The sequence below is a fragment of the Stieleria neptunia genome (genome assembly GCF_007754155.1).
In the GTDB taxonomy this organism is placed as follows: Bacteria; Planctomycetota; Planctomycetia; order Pirellulales; family Pirellulaceae; genus Stieleria; species Stieleria neptunia.
Genome location: NZ_CP037423.1, coordinates 9,153,516 through 9,172,540 on the forward strand (window position 1 = coordinate 9,153,516; position 19,025 = coordinate 9,172,540).

A 19,025-nucleotide genomic window follows, 5' to 3' on the forward strand; every position below is an offset into this window, starting at 1 on the left:
CAGCCCTCCCTCGGTAACCCTCTCCCAACATGTCGCACCCCGCGCCTCCCCTGCCCTTCCCCGACCGCGCGACCGATGCCCACAAAGGCGACTTCGGACGCGTGCTGCTGATCGGCGGTTCGCGCGGCATGGCGGGCTCGATCGCGCTGTCATCGATGGCGGCACTGAAAACCGGTTCGGGACTGGTTTCGACGGCCATCCCGGATCGCTGTCTGGACACGGTCGCAGGCTTTCATCCCGGCATCATGACGATCCCGCTGGCCGATACCGATGACGGTCAGTTCCATTTGTCGGCGACACTGCCAGCGTTCGATTCGTTTGATGCCGTCGGCTGTGGTCCGGGCATGCGGACCGGTCCTGGGTCGCTGCGGATCGTCGAATCGCTGTTGCAAAAAAACGAATGCCTGCGCGTGATGGACGCCGACGCGATCAACCTGATCTCCGAGCACCAACTATTGGACTCCCCTGCCCTGCCCCGCGATCAATCCACGCTGGTCCTGACGCCGCACCCGGGCGAACTGGCGCGATTGACCGGAGTGTCCGCCGGCGATCGCCCCGGCCAACTGGCCGCGGCGGAATCCCTGGTCGAAAAACACGGCCTGACGATCGTCGTCAAAGGCGGGCCAACCGTCGTGGTCGGTTGCGATGCAGACGACGGCAACGCGGTGCGGTCGGTCAACAACACCGGGAACCCGGGCATGGCCAGCGCCGGCAGCGGTGACGTCTTGACCGGCGTCATCACCTCATTGTTGGGCCAACGGCTCTCGCCTTGGGACGCCGCACGGTTGGGCGTGTTTGTGCACGGCCTGGCCGGTGACACCGCCGCCGCGCATCACTCCCAGCCCGGGATGACCTGCGTGGAGTTGCTGCAAGCCCTCCCCGCCGCGATCGGATTGATCGAGTGATCGGCACCCCAGCGGGACGCGTCAGCGACTGTTGATTGAGTGCGCCGCGGGCGCGTAAGCGGCCGGGCATCCCGGCGTCGCCCGAGGCCTGACGGCCAGCGGCTCACCATGGACTCAGCAGATATCGATTCAATCAACCGCCCGCTCACGCCACGTGCTGACATGCGGCATCCCGGCGGGAAACGCGATCCGCCTTCTTCCCCATCGGCGCCACCAAAATCGGCTATCATTGCGGCTTCCCTCCCCTACTCTTCCCGATCCCTGCTATGTCTTCCATGAAACGTTCCACCGTGTCCCTCGCCTCGCTGCTGGCCGTCGCCTTGATGGTGGCCGGCTGCAAGTCTTCCTCCGACAACTCCTCCACGTCTGACTCCGCCGCCGACGGCAAGCCACTCCGCATCGCGGTGATCCCCAAGGGCACCAGTCATGAGTTCTGGCGATCGGTGCATTTCGGCGCAGAGAAAGCCGCCAAAGAAATTGGCAACGTCGAAATCATTTGGCGTGGACCGGTGGTCGAAAGCGACACCGGCAGCCAAATCGAAGTCGTCAAAGACATGATCACGATCGGCGTCGACGGCATCGCCTTGGCACCGAACCAGAAAGGCGGCCTGGTCGATGCGGTCGAAGAGACAATTGGCGAAGGCATCCCGGTCGTGATCTTCGACAGCGGATTGGACGAGGGCCCGGAGATCGTCAGCTATGTCGCGACCGACAACTTCAAGGGCGGTCAAATGGCCGGCGACGCGATGGCCAAGGCGATCGGTGAAAAAGGCAACGTCATCTTGTTGCGTTACATCGCCGGCAGCGAAAGCACCGAACAACGCGAAAACGGCTACCTGGACGCACTCAAGAAGTATCCGGGCATCACCGTCGTCTCCTCCGACCAATACGCCGGAGACAACGCGACCAGCGCCAAAGAAAAGGCCGATCAACTGTTGCAACTGCACGGCGAGTCGCTGGCGGGGATCTTTGCCGTTTGCGAACCCAACGCAAACGGAACCCTGGAAGCGATCAAGAACGCCGGCATGGCGGGCAAGGTGAAATTCATCGCCTTTGACCCCAGCGACGCCTTGATCCAAGCGATGAAAGATGGCCATTGCCACGGCATCGTGCTGCAGGATCCCGTCCAGATGGGTTACCAATCCGTCATCACGCTCGTCGATTCACTCAACGGTCAATCCGCCGAAGCGTTTCAAAGCACCGGCGAATACCTGGCGACGCCGGAGAACATGGACGAAGAGACGTATCAAAAACTGCTCCAACCCGAAACGATGTAGTGAATCCGTTGCTCGAAGTCTCCGGAATCAGCAAACGATTCGGCCCTACCATCGCACTCGAGAACGTCTCGTTGTCAGCCTGCGCCGGTCGTGTGCTGGCGTTGATCGGCGAGAACGGCGCGGGAAAGAGCACGCTGCTGAAAACACTCAGCGGCGCCCATCGTGCCGACGCCGGAACGATGTCGCTCGATGGCCGGCCCTACCGCCCATCTAGCCCCATCGATGCGCGCGATAGCGGTGTCGCGATCGTGTACCAGGAACTGACCCTGGCGCCCGACTTGAGCATCGAAGACAACGTGATGCTGGGACGCACCGGCACCGGCGCGGGGACGCTGTTTCGATCCAACCAACGCGCCGCAGTCGCCGAGGCACTGCATCGCGTCGGACTGAATCATGTTTCCCCCAAAGCCCGCACCGGTGACCAATCCGTCGCGACGCAACAGTTGATCGAAGTCGCCCGAGCGCTGATCAGCGACGCCAAGATTATCCTGTTTGACGAACCGACCAGCTCGCTGCCGGCGGCCGACGTGGACCGTTTGTTTGAAATCATCGACAACCTTCGCGGCCGCGGACTGGCGATCATCTACATCAGCCACTTTCTGGAAGAAGTCCGCCGGGTCGCCGATGACTACGCGGTCCTTCGCGACGGCAACTCCGTCGGCAGCGGCCAACTCGCATCGATCACCGATGACCAAATCATCTCGCTGATGGTGGGCCGCGACGTCGACGACCTGTTCCCCTCGGTGCCCCACGAGATCGGCGAAGTACGATTGGAAGTCGAAGACCTGGGTGCCGCGCCGATGCCCAAAAACGTTTCGCTCGCACTCCGCCGGGGAGAAATCTTTGGCGTCGCCGGACTGGTCGGCGCCGGGCGAACCGAATTGCTGCGTTGCCTGTTCGCCTTGGAACCGACCTATGCCGGCCATGTGCGACTGGACGGGCGACGCCTGCCGCACAACGTTCGCGGGCGCCGCAAAGCCGGGTTCGGACTGCTCAGCGAAGACCGCAAGAACGAAGGCCTGGCGCAAAACCTCTCGATCGTTGAAAACCTGGCGATGGGCAATCACGATCGTTACACCACCGCCGGTTGGATCAATCTGAATGCACGTCTTCGCGACGCCAGAGCCTGGATCAAGAAAGTCGAAATCAAAGCCCAAGATCCCGGCCAGTCGGTGTCCGAACTGTCCGGCGGCAATCAACAAAAAGTCGCGATCGCCAGATTGCTCGCCCAAGACGCAGAGATCTACCTGCTGGATGAACCGACCAAGGGCATCGACGTCGGCACCAAAGCGGAAATTTATCGCATGATGGGCGAGTTGGCGGCCAACGGTAAAACGGTCATTTTTGTCAGCTCGTATCTGCCGGAATTGTTGGCGGTCTGCGATCGAGTCGGCGTGATGACGCGTGGACGGCTTGCCGAAACGCGTGATGCAGACCAATGGGACGAAGAGGAATTGATGGTGGCGGCGCTGGCCGCTGTTGAAGAACGATGACCGAAAAACAAACACGACCGAGTAAACTTCATTGGCTGGCTTCGTTTCGGCATGGACCGACGTTGGCTTTATTAGCGATCATCGCACTATTCGCGCTGCTGGACTGGCAATACGGCAGCGGCCGATTCTTTTCGCCGCGCAACGCCCGCGTGATCGTCAATTCCGCCGCCCTGATCGCCGTCCCCGCTCTCGGGATGACGATGATCATCATCGCCGGCGGCATCGACCTGTCCGCCGGTACCGCGCTGACACTCAGCGGGACCGCGCTGGCGATCGCGTTTCGCGACTACACGATTCCGGCCGACCAGGCCGGCGCCGCGACGTGGATCGCCGCCGCACTCGCCCTCGGACTGGGCGTCGGCATCCTGTGCGGTTTGATCAACGGCCTGATCATCAGTTTGACCGAGATGGTGCCGTTCATCGTCACGCTCGGCACGATGACCATCTTCCTGGGACTGGGCCAAGTCATCGCCGATGAATCGACCGTGTACCCCGAGTCGGGACACCTGCCCGATTGGCTGCGGTATCTGTGTTACACCGGCAGCAATTCGGATCACTATTGGTTGGGTTTCTTGCATGTCCCGTCCAGCGCCTTGATCGCGATTGTTTTGGGACTCATGGTCGCCGCGGTGATGCATTTCACCGTATTCGGCCGCAACGTGATCGCGATCGGATCGAACGCGTCGACGGCGCGGCTGTGTGGAATCCGGGTCGGCGTGACCACTGCGCTGGTGTACGCCCTGGCCGGTGTCTTTGTCGCCGTCGGTGCCCTGCTCTATTTCGCCAACGTCAAAAACGGCAACCCGTCCGACGGCACGGGCAAAGAACTGGAAATCATCGCCGCGGTGGTGCTGGGCGGGGGCAGCTTGAGCGGCGGACGCGGATCGGTGCTGGGGACGATCATCGGCGCGCTGATCATCAAAACGATCAGCAGCGGATGCACGATGCTGTCGATCCCGAACACCTACACCCACATCATCATCGGGGTGATCATCATCATCGCGGTGCTGATCGACGGCCTGCGCAATGGAGCCCCCAAGTGGCTGTTCGACCGGTTGCGGTGAGGACGCAATGAGTCCATCCCCTTGTTCCCGGGCTCCGCCTGGGAACAAAATGTCTTGGAGGCTCCCGCCTCCTACCCGCCGACCGCGCGTGGCGAGAGCCACACCGAGACCTTGCGTTCCAAGCCGGAGCCTTGGAACGAGGCAAGAGTGGGATAGGCTTCCAGCCTGTCATCCCCTTGTTCCCGGGCTCCGCCTGGGAACACACTGTCTTGGAGGCTCCCGCCTCCTACCCGCCGACCGCGTGTGGCAAGCGGCCACACCGACCTTGCGTTCCAAGCCAGAGGCCTGGGAACGATCGGAGGAGATTTCCGCCCCCACTCGCCCGATCGTAGACAATCGGCCAAACTACGCGTTTTGGCTCCCTTCACAGCGCAGCCTCTGCGGCTGCCGCCCCCCCCTGCCCTTTCGCAGCTCGTGACCGAAATCGTTTCGATTCCCGACATCACCCTGCCCGCGGTCGATGCTGCGCTGCAAGGCGGTGTCGTCAGCATCGGAAACTTCGACGGCGTGCACCTCGGCCACGCCGGCTTGCTGGGGCAGACCCGGCAACTGGCCGACCGTCTGGGCGGCCCCGCCATCGCGTGCTTGTTTGACCCCCATCCGATCGCAATCCTGCGTCCCGAGCTGGCCCCCAAGCGGTTGACCTCGGTCGAGGAACGGGCCCGCCGGATGACGAAGCTCGGCATCGACTTTTTGGTCGTTTGCCAAACGTCACCGGACCTATTGAATCTGTCGGCCGAACGGTTCTTCGACGCCCTGGTCCGAGACCATTTGAAATGCCGCGGCGTGGTCGAGGGCGAGAATTTTTGTTTCGGAAAAGACCGCCGCGGCGATGTCGACCTGCTGCGAACGCTGTGTCGCGACCAGGGCATCGAATTCCGCGTCGCCCAAATGGAATCGGCCGACGGCGCGATGATCAGCAGCACACGGATTCGCGACCTGCTCGCCGCAGGCAACGTCCGCGACGCCGCCGCGATGATGGCCACGCCACATTTGATTTGCGGCGTCGTCGCCCAGGGAGACCGGCGGGGCCGCACGCTCGGTTTCCCGACCGCCAACCTGGAACAGATCGACGTGGTCATCCCCACCGGCGGCGTCTATGCCGGGTTCGCAACGGTCGCAGCCGCCCGCCACCCGGCCGCGATCCACATCGGCGAAAGCCCGACATTCCAATCAGGCGATCCGACGAAGGTGGAAGTCCATCTGATCGGATTCAGCGGCGACCTGTACGGGCAAACGATCTCCGTCGAGCTGGTCGATCGCGTCCGTGGCGTCGTTCGCTTTGACTCCGTTGCGGCGATTGCCGACCAACTTCGAAAAGACATCCAATCCGCCCAGCAATTGCTGGAACCATCCTAACGCGACCGATCCCCGATGAGCGTCCACTGGAAACGATTTGTCGATCAAATCAGCCACTACCAATCCTTTGTCCTGGTCAGCCACGTGCGGCCGGATTGCGACGCCTTGGGCAGCGAACTCGGCATGGCGCATGTCCTTCGCCAGATCGGCAAAGACGTCCGCATCATCAACGCCCACCGCGTCCCGCCGTCGCTGCAATTTCTCGACCCCGCCGGCAACATCGAAATCCTCGGTGACGATGTCGAGCCGGAAGACATTTCGGCCGATTGCATCATGATCCTGGACACCAGCGCGTGGGTGCAACTGGGCGACATGGCCGACGTCGTCCGCACCGCGTCGTGCGATAAAATGGTGCTCGATCACCACGTCGGTGAAGACGACTTGGGCGCAACGATGTACAAGGATTACCAGGCCGAGGCTTGTGGAACCCTGGTCGTGCAAGCGGCCGATGCGTTGGGCGTTCCCATCACCCGCCCGATGGCCCAGCCGCTGTTTGCCGCGATCGCCACCGACACCGGCTGGTTCCGTTTCGGCAGCGTGACCGCGGAAACCTACCGCGTGATCGCGCGGCTGGTGGACGCCGGCGTGGTCCCGGCCGAAGTCTACAGCGACCTGTACGAACGCGACACGTTGGCTCGACTGAAATTGCGCGGCCTGATCCTCTCGCGGACGCAAAGCGAACTCGACGGCGCGCTGATGCACACCCACGTCGAAACCCGCGACTTTGAAGCGGTCGGGGCGTTACCGAGCGACACCGAAGATTCGATCAACCTGACCCTGGCGGTCGAAAACACCAAGGCCGCCGTGATCTTTGTCGGCCAGCGACGCGGCGGATTTAAAATCTCGTTCCGCAGCCGTTGCGATCTTGCGGTCAACGAGATCGCCCAACAGTTCGGCGGCGGCGGACACAAGGCGGCCGCGGGAGCATTCCAAGAAGGCACGCTCAGCGACGTCCAAGCCCGGGTCTTGCCGGTGATGATCGAGGCACTGAAAAAGGTGCTTTAAACATGTGGGATAGGCTTCCAGCCCAGGGCTGTAAGGGTATCGCGTGACCGCGATTTTTGTGTATTCCCGTGTTTTACGCTACACGGAGGTTCGCGATGTCATCGAAAGTTTTTGATCGGTTTGTAACCAAGGCACCATTTGCTGTCATGACCAGGGCGCTCACGCAGGACTTTATCGGGAGCGATTTGCAACTGGTTTTCGATAACAATCGAGAAAAGCAGTATGAGTACCTCGCCACATTCCAGGCAGTGGCGATGACGGTCGCTGACGTGGCCTTGAATTTCAGCGAGAATTTCAATCAAGCCTACAAGGAGCACAAAGAGAATCTCGACGTTTCTCGACAGTCATTCTATGCCAAAACCAGAGGCATAAGCACGTCAGCACGAGTTATTCGGCATAACTTTCAAGTGATGGCATGTAGGTTACCTCACCGATTTCGCATAGCTTCGTCGTCAGCGTTTGTAACAAGGTTTTGAATCGTTCCCAGGCCGTGGCGGGCATTTGTTGATACTTTAGTTGCCTCCATAGTCGCTCGATCGAATTCAGTTCGGGACTATACGGCGGAAGATGATAAACCAGCAGCCCACGCTCTGCCCAGCGTTCGATCGATGCTTCAAAAGCTCCGCTGGTGTGGCAAGATGCATTGTCGAGGATGACCACCGTTGTTTGGTCAATCGTCTCACAAAAATCATCCATGATTTCAATGACCGTTTGCGTGTTGACGTACCCTTTGTGAAGATAGGTATGGGTGGTTCCATCTTGATGCTCAAAGCCAAGTGCCTGAACCGTCGCCCCATGGGCGCCGGTGACTGGCACATCGGTCCGTTCGCCGATGGGAAGCCATCCGTATGGCACCACGCCCTTAAGCGAAAATCCCGCTTCGTCAAAGTATACGACATCCAGTTCAGGTTCATTGAGCAACTCGGCGAGTTCCTCTTGAGCCAACCGGAAAGCCTTTTCGTCTCGTTTTTTCCGCAGGCTGCGCCGAAACCGCTTCCAGCTCAAATTGAATCGTCGGGCGTAACGACGCAGCGAATGTCGGCTGATCGATTTGCCGGTCCGTGTTCGCAAACGCGACAGGACTGTGGCAGGCCGGGAGGGAAATTGCCGCAACAAATCTTTGAGGATTTGCTCTTCCTGTTCATTGAGCTTCCTCGGTCCGCCTGGTCGCTTTTCGTCCAGCAGGGCGTCTGGTCCGTCTTGTTCAAAGTGTTTGATCCAAGCTCGCACGCTGTCTCTACTGACACTAAGAATATCGACGATCTGCTCAATTTCGTATTGAGCATCGCTCAGAAGAATCGCGTGTGCCCGTATTCGTGTGTAATGGTTTGGATGCTGTTTCCAAAGCTCAATCAGACGGTCACGTTGCTGCTGGTTCGTGATTTTCGCGAAAACGGTTGCAGGTCTTGCCATGGTAAGTCTCCCGTGATTGTCGGGAGGCACCGACCTTGCCAGGCCCGTCCGACGACCGGACAATTAGCTAGCAAAAGAACGAACCGCGCCCATCGTGACAAACCTGCAAAAGCCTTGCCAATTTCCATGAACTACACATGCTCACGTGCTTAGAACCAGCGGTAAGTGAGTCGCTCGTTTCGCACGCGGCAAAGCGGACTATCCAAATGCAAGACGCGATGGGGTTCACACCCTGGGAATTGCTTCCAGGTTATCGTTGCTTGAGTATTGATGGGAATGTCTTGGCGAAGTCTGACAAAAGATTGAAAGACCTTCGAGACGTCAAGGGTGCACCGTTGCCGGGTAAACTAGTCGCGAGGTTTGACCTACAGCGACAGGTGTTTGACCGCGCGTACGTGCTGCTTGACGGCCACGCGCAAGAGTCGACGTGTTGCGATCGGATCGTGGATGATATCCAGCCGAATGATGTCGTAATTGCGGACCGGCATTATTGCATCGTCCCATTCCTCAACAAACTCGCTCAATCCAAAAGCTTCTTCGTGATCCGCCAGCACGGGCGTTTGAAAGGCGTTTTACTGGGAAAACGCAAACGCATTGGCCGCAGCAGCACAGGCGTAGTCTACGAACAAGCGTTGAAACTATCTGCTGCCGAAGATGCCATGGTGGTTCGCCGAATCACTGTCATATTGGACTCGCCAACGCGAGATGGCGACGAAGAGATTCACGTGTTGACGAATCTTCCCGCCACAGTTTCGGCTAAGGACGTGGCAGAGGTTTACCGGCATCGCTGGGAAGAAGAAACCGCGTTCAATATTTTACAGATGACGCTCACTTGCGAGAAATCAGGTGTCGGTCATCCCAAAGCAGCAACGTTCCTGTTTTGTATGTCGCTGCTCGCGTTCAATCTTCGACAAACCATCTTTGCGGCTTTGTTTGCGACCCATGACGAATCAGAGGTGGAAGCGATCAGCCACTTTCACGTCTCAAAAAATGTCTCCGATAAAACCGAAGGGATGTTGATTGCGATCACCGAGGACGAGTGGGCAGAATTGATTCCGACGACAATCAAAGGCCTCGTCGCGATGCTGAAGAAGATCGCTCGGACGATCGACCTAAAGGAGTACAGAAAATCGGTCCGCGGCCCGAAGAAGAAAAAGCCGCACCGATCAAGGAATGTAGCCTCGTCTCATGTTTCGACCGCGAAACTGCTAGGATTGACCTAGCAGGATACCCTTACAGCCCTGGGCTTCCAGCCTGTCAGTCCGGCAATGACAGGCTGGAAGCCTATCCCACCGCCCGCTCGGCCCACCGTTACTCCGCCATCAAGAATCCGGTCATCGTCCAACCGCTGTCGGTCTTTTCCCAGAACGCTCCGGCACTGGTGAAGAATTGCTTGATCGTTTCAAACGGCGGCAACTTGCCGGCTTGAATCGGATCCGGCTCGCCATCCTGGTCATTCTCGACGATCCGACGGAGCAGATTGGCGATCAGCGAGTCGCTGTCCTTCAGCTCTCCGTTTCGCAGCAGTTCATAGCGTGCCCGCAGCGCGATGCTGGGGTGGACGACGCTGTCGTAGGTGACCTCGTTGCCCTGGTTCAAATCGTCGATCGCCGTGACGATCGTTTTGGTGTTTTCGGTCGCCCCCAAACGGTCTCCCTCCGCACCGGACCGAACTCGCTTGCCAAGCTTGACCAGCAATTCGGAGTGGCTGGAAAACATCAGGTAGTCCCCATCGTCGGGCTGCTGGCCGGTGACGACCGCGATCGCCCAATGGTTCAGTAGCGGCGCGGTATCTTCGTCATCGATGTTTTCGTCAAACCCCAAAGCCGCCAACTGGGCATCGATATCGTCACTGTCATTCTTGCCACGTTCGACGCGCCAAACATCAAACTCGGGCACCTCCAGCTTGATCGCGTCCGGTTCGACTTCCATCGCTTTCTGCACGACCTTGGCGACGACGTCTGCGTTCTTGATCCGCAGCGCGACCAACATCCGATCCGATTCCGGACCGGCCGGCATGGTGTTGTCGGTGATCAAAATCACCTCGTTTTCCAGGTTGGGCAAAAAGTCTCTCGCGATATCGATTTGCGGGCCTTCCGGATCATCGCGGATCCCTTCGATCATCGGCCGAAACAGATCTTCGCCCAACGCATCGTTGACCAACGACTCGGCAGCCCAAAAGGCCGATTCCAATTCCCAATTGAATCGAAAGAACGCGCCGGAGTCTTCGGTCGGCCACGCGGGAATGGGCAGCCGGATCGAATTCTTGGCCTGTAACATCCGGGCGGCCTTGGTCAACTTTCCGGGGGCCAACACGACGCCGCAGTGCAGCACATCGAATCGCTCGCCGGCCACGACACCGACGCCACCGACCGCCTCGATCACGCCAAAGCCCTGTCGCTCGAGCAGCTCGATCACGTCCAGATCATCGCGGCGATCGTACTCGACGACCTCACGCAAAATCCGCCCCATCGCAAACGGCTCGGCATACCACTGCCAACAGACGGTCGCTTGTTTCTCGTTGGCCGAGTCAACCGCGGCGGTCGAATCGGTCAGCACTTGCTGGTAAGACGCTCGGTCGGAGAATGCTTTGGCGGGCGATTTTCCGGCAACCACGTCCAACACCCCTTGAACCACACTCTCGCGATCGGCCGCGATGAAACGCTCGTCGTTCCAAGTCAGCGCGATCTCGACAATTTTCAATTGCCCGGGCTTGGGCTTGGTGCGATAGACGCGAATCGTTTCGTCACCGTATTTGACGTCGGTCCGTACCGCGCCCCCGGCTTTCAATTCGGCATCGATCTTTTCCGCCGCCTGATCGGCTTCCTCTTTTCGGTCGCGGATGTCGGCAACGACGCACAGTGCATAAGGCCGACGCTTGTCATCGGTGAACGACAACCACGCCAGCGTGACTTCCCCCGATGCGATCTCGTACAGATCATCGGGCTTCAATCCGATCTTTCGATTCAGCGAATCAAAGTACGACCGGGCGCGTTCCCGTTGGTCATCGAGAAACGGCTGCATCTCCGCCGAGGCAAACAGCAGTCCGATCTGCGTCCGCTCCCAGGCGTCGCAAAACGACGGCAGCTCGGGAATTCGGACGATACCGGCGGTGGATTCGGGCAACAGATCAACCGCGGGCAAATAGTCGCCTGCGATCGCCTGCCCCTGCCCGTCTCCCTGCTCGTCTCCCTGCTCGACTTCGACCTGGGGCGATTCCGCCTCCTGCTCGAGCTGCACCGGTTGCGCAGCACAAGCCAAATGGGCCAGGGACAACAGGGCGACGCCACACAGGACTGCCGCCGACGATCGGATCAAAGGAAGACCAACTCTCATAAAATTATCTTTCGGCAAACGCCCACACTGAGCTGCCATTATGTTGTGAAAAAATCCGCTGATTCGCAAAAATGCCCGGGCGGAGAATAGCTCAGAATGGCTCAAATGCATGTTGGACTCAGCGGCTTGTGAATCTCGGGGGAGGAGCGAGACCTACTCGCAACGAGTGGCGTTCATCGATCGACGAATTGTCAGACATCGCAAGCCCAGTATGTTATCGCACTCGATTGAACCACGAAACGCCTTCGATTCCGACGTCCCAATACCAGCGAAATGACTCAATCCTCGTCCAATCCCGCCGAATCAACGTACCAAAACCCACTGATCGAACGCTATTCGTCTCGAGAAATGGCGACGCTTTGGGGCCCCAACCGACGTTTTCAGACCTGGCGACGCCTCTGGATTGCCCTGGCAGAAAGCGAAAAAGAGCTCGGAATCGATATTTCTGACACGCAATTGGACCAACTCCGCGCGTTCGAGTCCAATCTAAATCTGGACGTGGCCCGGGAATACGAGCGGATTCGACGCCACGATGTGATGGCCCATGTCGAGGCCTACGGGGACCAGTGCCCCGACGCCAAAAAAATCATCCACCTGGGCGCCACCAGCTGTTTTATCACCGACAACGCCGACGTCATTTTGATCCGCGACGCCTTGCGATTGGTCGCCCGGCGTCTGGCCGCCACCATCGACACGATGGCCACCTTTGCCGCCCAGCACCGTGCCCTGCCCTGCCTCGGCTTCACCCACCTGCAACCCGCCCAGCCGACCACGATCGGCAAACGGTGCTGCCTGTGGACCTATGATCTGGTCCTGGACCTGCTCGAAATCGAACACCGCCTCGACACGCTCTGCGCCCGCAGCGCCAAGGGAACCACCGGCACCCAAGCCAGCTTCCTGCAATTGTTCGGCGGCGATCACGAAAAAGTCCGCCAGCTGGAACGCCGCATCGCCGAGAAAATCGGGTTCGACAAAACCTACGCCGTCACCGGGCAAACCTATCCTCGCAAAGTCGACGCGCAATTGCTGGACGCACTCAGCGGGATCGCCCAAAGCCTGCACAAGACGGCGACCGACATCCGGCTGTTGGCCAACCGCAAAGAAATCGAAGAGCCGATCGAAAAACAACAAATCGGTTCGTCGGCGATGCCCTACAAACGCAACCCGATGCGGAGCGAGCGGATTTGTGCCCTGACGCGGTTCGTGATGAGTCTTCAAAGCAGCCCGGCGATGACGGCCGCCACGCAATGGATGGAACGAACGCTCGACGACAGCGCCAACCGCCGCCTGGTGATTCCCCAAGCCTTCTTGGCGATCGACGCGTCCTTGGTGCTGATGCAAAACATCGCCAGCGGGTTCGTCGTCTATCCCAAGACGATCGAGCACAACCTGGCCAAGGAACTGCCCTACATGGAAACCGAAAACATCATGATGCGGGCCGTCGAAGCCGGCGGCGATCGCCAAGACCTTCACGAGCGGATTCGGATCCACAGCCGCGAAGTCGCCCAACGCGTCAACGCCGAAGGCAAACCGAACGACATGATCGAGCGACTGAAAAACGACGACGCCTTCTCCGCCGTCTCCTTCGACACCGAAATCAACCCGCTCGATTTCGTCGGACGCGCCCCCGAACAAGTCGACGAGTTCATCGAACAAGAGATCAAACCGATCCGCAGCCGCTACGCCGATCAGGAATCGCTGAGCGTGGAAGTCACGGTCTAACGCGGGAGAATGTGCCAACGACAGCAAGACAGCTTTTGTGCGTGCTTCGTTCTTCTCCCGAAGGAACACCGATTGAACAACGGCAGCCTTTGACAACCGATTGAGTCTCTCTCCCTCTGGGAGAGACGGCGTTTGCGCAGCAAGCAAACGCCAGAGAGGGCCGGCGCTACAAAAGTCTTAGCGCCTACCGCTACGATCAAAACCTCGTTTAGATCTCACAGGCGCACGTCAACCATCGACGCGTAAAGCAATCGAGGAAGTTCAACGACGACGCATAGCCCTGATATGACGATTGCGGCGTTGTTTTACGCCCTTCGATTCATAGTAGTAGCGCTGACGATTTCGGTCGGCCATTCGGACATAGCGACCGGTGAGCAATCCAGAGCGTCGGCAAACGGTACGGAATCGACGAACGGCCTCTTGTATCGTCTCGCCATCGCGGACGACAATCTTCACGGACATGAGGATGCGTCTCGATGGCTAACGCTATACCAGTTTTTTTGGAGAGATCAGTCGCAACCTATCAGCGATCACGTCGCACACGTATCTCTACGACGGCGTGAGCGAGACAGTCGCAATGGGGTGAAAGTTTGTGGATCGTGGCAACGGAGTGGCGAATCGCTTCGCGGTCAACCTCCGGTGGCTCCGATTCAAATCACTCACTGGACTAACGAGACGGACGAGTGACTGGAAACCAACGCTTGTCAAACAACAGACCTTTGTCGACCTCGTTTGCCCAACGGACACGCAAGATTTTACCGACGCCGCCGGCGCAGTGTCCACCGTATCCCGGAGGGATCACAGCGAGTAGCCGGAGGTCAGCGCAGCGCCACCTCCGGGCCACCGCCCCCAAACCTCCCCTCGACCCCGGATGGGGTCGCAGCAAATCCCGGCACGCCGCCGAGCGACATGGCCTGCTGCACGGAAATCCCAGAGGCCAACCGCAACATCGGGAGCGATCACTGCGGGCAAACCGTTCTCTCAACCCACAGAACGCAGTCGGAAAGGTAGGAAAATTGAGGGTAGAAAAACGGGTGGCTGAAAGACGCGACAGCCGGCAAACACCGTGCACTCTTTTCCTACCCTCAATTTTCCTACCTCCCTCTCCAACCGATGCATCGCCCGCCGGTCGTCATCAATCTACCCGCTCCTCTTCGCGTTGAGGAAGTCGGCAAGCATGCAACGCAACCTCTCGCAAGGACGGGCTTCACGGCGCCAGTTCACGTCGCCCCCCTGCCCTTCGCAAACCGTCCGCTCAATTCAACGGCGAGAATCACCAGGTTGCAGCGGGAGTTAAAACTAAACCCCAAAAGACATCAACTCCGCAACTCCGTGTGAATCGATTCCTTAGCGCAATACACGGTACACAGTGTACTCATGCTGCCATTCCCCGGACTTGGTTGGCATCAATCGATGCGTGGTATCAAGATCCGGATGAAGATCCGCAAGATTGAACACAAACCCATTGTCGTAGGGGCCGGCACATGAAACAACCAACGGCGTGCCAGCACTATCGAGAACCTCAACGGACAACCGATAGTCTCGCCGTTTTGCATTAAGGAAAAGCTGATTGCCCAGCACATCCAACAACACCTCCTTCAATTCAAAATCCCAGTTTGTCCCGTAATCTGAGGCCGGATGGTACATCCAGTAGACACGAAACCCTTCAAACCTTTGGGCGAGTGGACGTGGACAAAGGTCGATTTCGGACTTCGGAACATGCACATGAAGTAAATACTCACCACAGTGGTAAGTGCCGACCGCACCCTCGACCACCGTTCGCTCGGTAGACGCAATCAGCCGAGCGAGTGCTGTGTACGGTATGTCAACGCGGTCTCGTTCATAAGCGTCCCAAACCTGAAATTTCAAATGATCCTGATCGGACTCAGGCATTAAGAGCCATTCGTCATAGCTGTTCGGAGGCAGTGGCTTCATTTTGATCCAAATAACGTCAGAAATGATGGGGATCGCCCCGCTGACCATCCATTGGCAAACGCGACAAAGTGATCTCCCTTGCATCCTATGATTCTCTGCTGGTCACTCGCTACCGATCCCACACGCCCTTCACCCACGGCTCACCAAAACATATCGATGTAGACAACGCCACTGAGGACAGTCGGAAGAATAAGTGGCGGGGATTGATTGTGGGATAGGCTTCCAGCCTGTCGTTTTCGCAATGACAGGCTGGAAGCCTATCCCACTTATTCTTCCGACGGTCCTTATTCCGTGTGTTCATCTGCTGGAGCTTGCATCTGGCGGAAAGTCAGGCCCGACACCAGAGCCCTCATACGACAGTTGATCGATGATCGATTTTTCGCGGCGGTACCAACTGGCCCAGCTCAACGGCGTATCTCGGTTGGCGTCACGGATCGTCGGATCAGCACCGGCGTCCAACAGCAACTGAATGATTTCCGAACTCCCCCACGCTGCGGCTCTGTGCAGTGGAGTTTCCCCCCGCACGCGCGCGTCACGCCACAGGCCGTATGTCTTCATTCCGGGCTTTGTTTGAGCGTTGGGATTCGCACCATGATCCAGCAGCAACTGTACCGAGCGGATTTCGCTGCCGTCGACAACCCAATGTAGCGCCGTCTCCCCGTTATGTTCGCTTGCGCGGTTGACGTTCGCCCCAGCCTCAACCATCAACCGCAAGCACTGGAAATTGCCACAAACTCCGACAAGCACCGGCGCAATATTCTCATTGCGCTGTAAGTCGGGATCAGCCCCCTGTTCCAACAGAAGTCGCGTCACGTCCGGATGGAAGTTCAAAAGCGGCCCCATCCCATGCTTGTCGACGCTATTGGGATCCGCCCCGTCCTCAATCAGGCGTTTGACGGTTTCGAGGTCACCGGCATTTGCGGCCTCGACAAGCTCATCATTGCGGGGTTGATGCGTCATGGAGATTGGCTCGAGACAGACTTGCGGCCCAACGAGTTGTCACACAGAACGTTCACCCTTGGGACGACGATTCAACAGAACGAATTTGCACTCGATCCGCGCGTGCGGAGGAACACGGATCGATCGGGCGCCAGAACGTTGCCGCCCCTCAGGTGGTCCGGTCACAGGACCTGATTAGAACGGATCCGGCCAGACGGTGCCACTTTCTCAGGCCCAAGCGAAATCGAGCTGGATGGCGGGTGCCCGGTCCGATTCGGCCGCGGCCTCCCTTGCACTTTCTTGTTCACTTTTCGCACGACCAGTCGTACCAAGTGCGAAGAACCTCCACCCATCACGCCGTCCCAGCTATCCCGAAGGGATCACAGCAAGTAGCCGGAGGTCAGCGCAGCGCCACCTCCGGACCACGCCACCGATCCGCCCGTCGACCCCGGACGGGGTCGCAGCAAATCCCGACACCCCGCCGTGTTCAGCCTCTCGCTCAATGGCCCCCTCAAAGACCGACCGGAAAAGCGGTAGCGCTCACTGTCGGCAAGCCGTTTTTCCGCCCCACAGAACTCAGCAGGAAGGTAGGAAAATTTCGGGTAGGAAAACGGATGCCCGAAAAACGACACACCCGGCAAACACCCGGCTCTCTGTTCCTACCCAAAATTTTCCTACCTCCATCTCCAGCCGATGCTTCATCCGCGGTTCACCTTTTTCATCGCTGAGAGTCCTCTACAGAGTTCGCACGCGCCTTCTCTGCAGCGCGTTCCGCCCGAAGTGCAGCCTCCTCTCGTGGCAATTTAAATTCAGGCCCGGCGGGAAAGTACTGAACATCATCGGTTCCTCCCCATTGGTGAGCCGGATACTCGGGTTCGGGTCGCAATCCTCCACATCCGGCCACCATAAACACGATCACCATGGTTGCCGAAATCATCGCGATGGATGGCAACCGATCCAGGTACGATTGCAAACGCGACATGTTGATCCTTCGAGTCGATGAGGTAGATGCGATTTCAGTAGGCGAACGGTGAAGATCACGCGGAACAAGCAAATGCACGCCCAGATCGATCACTGTCGGATGTCATGGTCTTAGTGAAAAGGAGAGGCCCATTCGAATTGGAATCAACATTGCATTCGCCCTCATTCTCTCCAAGTCGTACCATCAGCGATCATCGGGCACAGCATTGCTATCCGCTTTGTGCATCGTCAGAAACCAGCTTGAACGACGCCGGATCAATCGTGTATTCGCCATCACCAACAAATTCAAACCCACGGTTCACACCGGGTGACTGAATCTGTGTGTAGACGTTATCGCGATTGGCAATTAATTGGCTGTTTTGGCGTTCAAGTTTTCGATTCACGCTGCTGCCTGCGTAAGCGTTCTTCCAATCAAAGTAGGCTAAAACACCATCAAGATAGTCGATGTCGAAGACTACAAATTGGCCAGTATCGAGTAAAAAATGGGAAGTTGGGTCAGCGTCGGGGGCGTCGTTCACTCTCCGGATGTCTTTGAGCGAGAATTGATACGTGCCTACATCACACGGAGCGAGGTCGATGTATCCGATCGTCTTCAGGATATCGCGGAGCCGCGTGCTTCCCAATGCGGCCATTTCGAGTCGAATTAGCTTGTCGATGCCAGTCGCAGATTGGAAATCGGGCAGGTCAACCACCGAAACAGCATCGCCACACGGATTGACGGCGTAATCAATGAACAAGGGGTCGATTGCGACGATGTGCCCGGACGTGACGTGAATTGCGAAGGTGGTTGCCATAGAGTTTTGAGTCGGAAAGACTCAGTCGGATAACGAATTGCAATCGATCCGCGCATATCGATCCGCGCATGCGAAGGAACGGGGATCGATTGGGCGTTAGAACTTTGTCGCTCCTCAGGTAGGCCGGTCGGAAAAGTTGATTAGAACGGATCCCGTCAGACGGTGCCAGTTTCTCAGACCCAGGCAAACTCGAACTGGGAGGTGAGGCAGGCTTCGGCTCCTTTGCACTTCCTTGTTCACGTTTCGCACTACCAGTAAAAACCTTCACCCATCGCGGCGTCCGAACTATCCCGGAGGGATCACAGCGATTAGCCGGAGGCCAGCGCAGCGCCACCTCCGGACCACGCCCCCAAATCTGCCCATCGACCCCGGACGGGGTCGCAGCAAAACCCGACACCCGCCGGATGCAACCGCCGACCAAATGCCCCCCCAAAGACCGACCGGAAACTCGGAAGCGACACACTGGGCGCAAGTCGATTTCCCAATCAGCCGGATGCAGAGAGAAGGTAGGAAAATTTCGGGTAGGAAAACGGATGCCCGAAATACGACACACCCGACAAACACCCAGCTCTCTTTTCCTACCCAAAATTTTCCTACCTCCATCTCCAGCCGATGCTTCATCCGCGCTTCATCATCAGAACCCCCGCTCCTCTTCGCGTTGAGAAAGCTGGCGAAGACGCCGACGACCTACGGCCAGAGGATTTGAGAAGCTGGCGTCAGCCTACGGCCCGAAGTCCCACGCTGGCCACGCCGCACCGGAACCGCACGTCAACCGTCGAAGCGGAATGCAATTCGACTAAGT

Annotated in this window: 15 protein-coding genes; 8 read left to right on the forward strand and 7 right to left on the reverse strand. The window is 58.4% G+C overall.

Annotated elements, in window-relative coordinates; genetic code table 11:
- Positions 1 to 29 precede the first annotated feature (29 nt).
- The 6 genes from Enr13x_RS31970 (at position 30) to Enr13x_RS31995 (ending at position 7,103) form a co-directional block, all read left to right on the forward strand.
- A complete protein-coding gene (locus tag Enr13x_RS31970) occupies positions 30 to 905 on the forward strand; it encodes an NAD(P)H-hydrate dehydratase (protein WP_145390957.1) in 876 nt (291 codons plus the stop codon).
- Positions 906 to 1,180: 275 nt separating this feature from the next.
- Positions 1,181 to 2,182 carry an ABC transporter substrate-binding protein gene (locus Enr13x_RS31975; RefSeq protein WP_231743903.1) on the forward strand — a complete coding sequence of 334 codons (1,002 nt, stop codon included), beginning with the start codon at positions 1,181 to 1,183 and terminating at the stop codon, positions 2,180 to 2,182.
- Complete coding sequence (locus Enr13x_RS31980) at positions 2,182 to 3,675, forward strand: sugar ABC transporter ATP-binding protein (RefSeq protein WP_231743904.1); 1,494 nt, start codon at positions 2,182 to 2,184, stop codon at positions 3,673 to 3,675. The genes Enr13x_RS31975 and Enr13x_RS31980 overlap by 1 nt, the downstream gene beginning before the upstream one ends.
- Entirely contained in the window at positions 3,672 to 4,739 is a 1,068-nt protein-coding gene (locus tag Enr13x_RS31985; protein ID WP_145390958.1) for an ABC transporter permease, read from the forward strand. Before Enr13x_RS31980 ends, Enr13x_RS31985 begins: the two co-directional genes overlap by 4 nt.
- A gap of 414 nt (positions 4,740 to 5,153) precedes the next feature.
- Positions 5,154 to 6,098, forward strand: a complete 945-nt coding sequence (locus tag Enr13x_RS31990; RefSeq protein WP_197455505.1) for a bifunctional riboflavin kinase/FAD synthetase — start codon at positions 5,154 to 5,156, stop codon at positions 6,096 to 6,098.
- 15 nt (positions 6,099 to 6,113) lie between these two features.
- On the forward strand, positions 6,114 to 7,103 hold the full coding sequence (locus tag Enr13x_RS31995; RefSeq protein WP_145390960.1) for a DHH family phosphoesterase: 990 nt from the start codon (positions 6,114 to 6,116) through the stop codon (positions 7,101 to 7,103).
- Between the two features lie 98 nt (positions 7,104 to 7,201).
- Here the strand turns inward: Enr13x_RS31995 and Enr13x_RS32000 are convergent, their stop codons facing one another.
- Both Enr13x_RS32000 and Enr13x_RS32005 read right to left on the reverse strand, forming a co-directional pair.
- Positions 7,202 to 7,405, reverse strand: a complete 204-nt coding sequence (locus Enr13x_RS32000; RefSeq protein ID WP_145390961.1) for a hypothetical protein — start codon at positions 7,403 to 7,405, stop codon at positions 7,202 to 7,204.
- 85 nt (positions 7,406 to 7,490) lie between these two features.
- The gene (locus tag Enr13x_RS32005) at positions 7,491 to 8,516 is read right to left on the reverse strand and encodes an IS630 family transposase (protein WP_145385672.1); all 1,026 of its coding nucleotides are present in this window, start codon (positions 8,514 to 8,516) and stop codon (positions 7,491 to 7,493) included.
- Between the two features lie 206 nt (positions 8,517 to 8,722).
- Here Enr13x_RS32005 and Enr13x_RS32010 point away from each other — a divergent pair, with 206 nt between their 5' ends.
- A complete protein-coding gene (locus tag Enr13x_RS32010) occupies positions 8,723 to 9,739 on the forward strand; it encodes a transposase (RefSeq protein ID WP_197455506.1) in 1,017 nt (338 codons plus the stop codon).
- A gap of 88 nt (positions 9,740 to 9,827) precedes the next feature.
- Here the strand turns inward: Enr13x_RS32010 and Enr13x_RS32015 are convergent, their stop codons facing one another.
- The gene (locus Enr13x_RS32015; RefSeq protein ID WP_145390963.1) at positions 9,828 to 11,852 is read right to left on the reverse strand and encodes a membrane or secreted protein; all 2,025 of its coding nucleotides are present in this window, start codon (positions 11,850 to 11,852) and stop codon (positions 9,828 to 9,830) included.
- Positions 11,853 to 12,125: 273 nt separating this feature from the next.
- On the opposite strand from Enr13x_RS32015, the gene purB reads away from it, so the two are divergent.
- Positions 12,126 to 13,574, forward strand: coding sequence for an adenylosuccinate lyase (gene purB, locus Enr13x_RS32020; protein ID WP_145390964.1), 1,449 nt, complete (start codon positions 12,126 to 12,128; stop codon positions 13,572 to 13,574).
- Between the two features lie 1,347 nt (positions 13,575 to 14,921).
- Here purB and Enr13x_RS32030 read toward each other — a convergent pair.
- The 4 genes from Enr13x_RS32030 to Enr13x_RS32045 form a co-directional block, all read right to left on the reverse strand.
- Entirely contained in the window at positions 14,922 to 15,509 is a 588-nt protein-coding gene (locus tag Enr13x_RS32030; protein WP_145390966.1) for a hypothetical protein, read from the reverse strand.
- A 297-nt stretch (positions 15,510 to 15,806) separates the two neighbouring features.
- Positions 15,807 to 16,469 (reverse strand): ankyrin repeat domain-containing protein, encoded by a 663-nt coding sequence (locus Enr13x_RS32035; protein ID WP_145390967.1) that lies wholly within the window; start codon positions 16,467 to 16,469, stop codon positions 15,807 to 15,809.
- A gap of 697 nt (positions 16,470 to 17,166) precedes the next feature.
- Entirely contained in the window at positions 17,167 to 17,430 is a 264-nt protein-coding gene (locus Enr13x_RS32040; RefSeq protein ID WP_145390968.1) for a hypothetical protein, read from the reverse strand.
- A 208-nt stretch (positions 17,431 to 17,638) separates the two neighbouring features.
- Entirely contained in the window at positions 17,639 to 18,223 is a 585-nt protein-coding gene (locus tag Enr13x_RS32045; RefSeq protein WP_145390969.1) for a hypothetical protein, read from the reverse strand.
- Positions 18,224 to 19,025 lie beyond the last annotated feature (802 nt).

Excerpts from the sequence above, each read along its gene's own strand:
- Enr13x_RS32045 (WP_145390969.1), bottom strand. The coding sequence starts at position 18,223 with ATGGCAACCACCTTCGCAATTCACGTCACGTCCGGGCACATCGTCGCA.
- Enr13x_RS31975 (WP_231743903.1), top strand. The coding sequence starts at position 1,181 with ATGAAACGTTCCACCGTGTCCCTCGCCTCGCTGCTGGCCGTCGCCTTG.
- Enr13x_RS32040 (WP_145390968.1), bottom strand. The coding sequence starts at position 17,430 with ATGTCGCGTTTGCAATCGTACCTGGATCGGTTGCCATCCATCGCGATG.
- purB (WP_145390964.1), top strand. The coding sequence starts at position 12,126 with ATGACTCAATCCTCGTCCAATCCCGCCGAATCAACGTACCAAAACCCA.
- Enr13x_RS32035 (WP_145390967.1), bottom strand. The coding sequence starts at position 16,469 with ATGACGCATCAACCCCGCAATGATGAGCTTGTCGAGGCCGCAAATGCC.
- Enr13x_RS32010 (WP_197455506.1), top strand. The coding sequence starts at position 8,723 with ATGCAAGACGCGATGGGGTTCACACCCTGGGAATTGCTTCCAGGTTAT.
- Enr13x_RS32005 (WP_145385672.1), bottom strand. The coding sequence starts at position 8,516 with ATGGCAAGACCTGCAACCGTTTTCGCGAAAATCACGAACCAGCAGCAA.
- Enr13x_RS31995 (WP_145390960.1), top strand. The coding sequence starts at position 6,114 with ATGAGCGTCCACTGGAAACGATTTGTCGATCAAATCAGCCACTACCAA.
- Enr13x_RS32030 (WP_145390966.1), bottom strand. The coding sequence starts at position 15,509 with ATGAAGCCACTGCCTCCGAACAGCTATGACGAATGGCTCTTAATGCCT.
- Enr13x_RS31985 (WP_145390958.1), top strand. The coding sequence starts at position 3,672 with ATGACCGAAAAACAAACACGACCGAGTAAACTTCATTGGCTGGCTTCG.
- Enr13x_RS32015 (WP_145390963.1), bottom strand. The coding sequence starts at position 11,852 with ATGAGAGTTGGTCTTCCTTTGATCCGATCGTCGGCGGCAGTCCTGTGT.
- Enr13x_RS31970 (WP_145390957.1), top strand. The coding sequence starts at position 30 with ATGTCGCACCCCGCGCCTCCCCTGCCCTTCCCCGACCGCGCGACCGAT.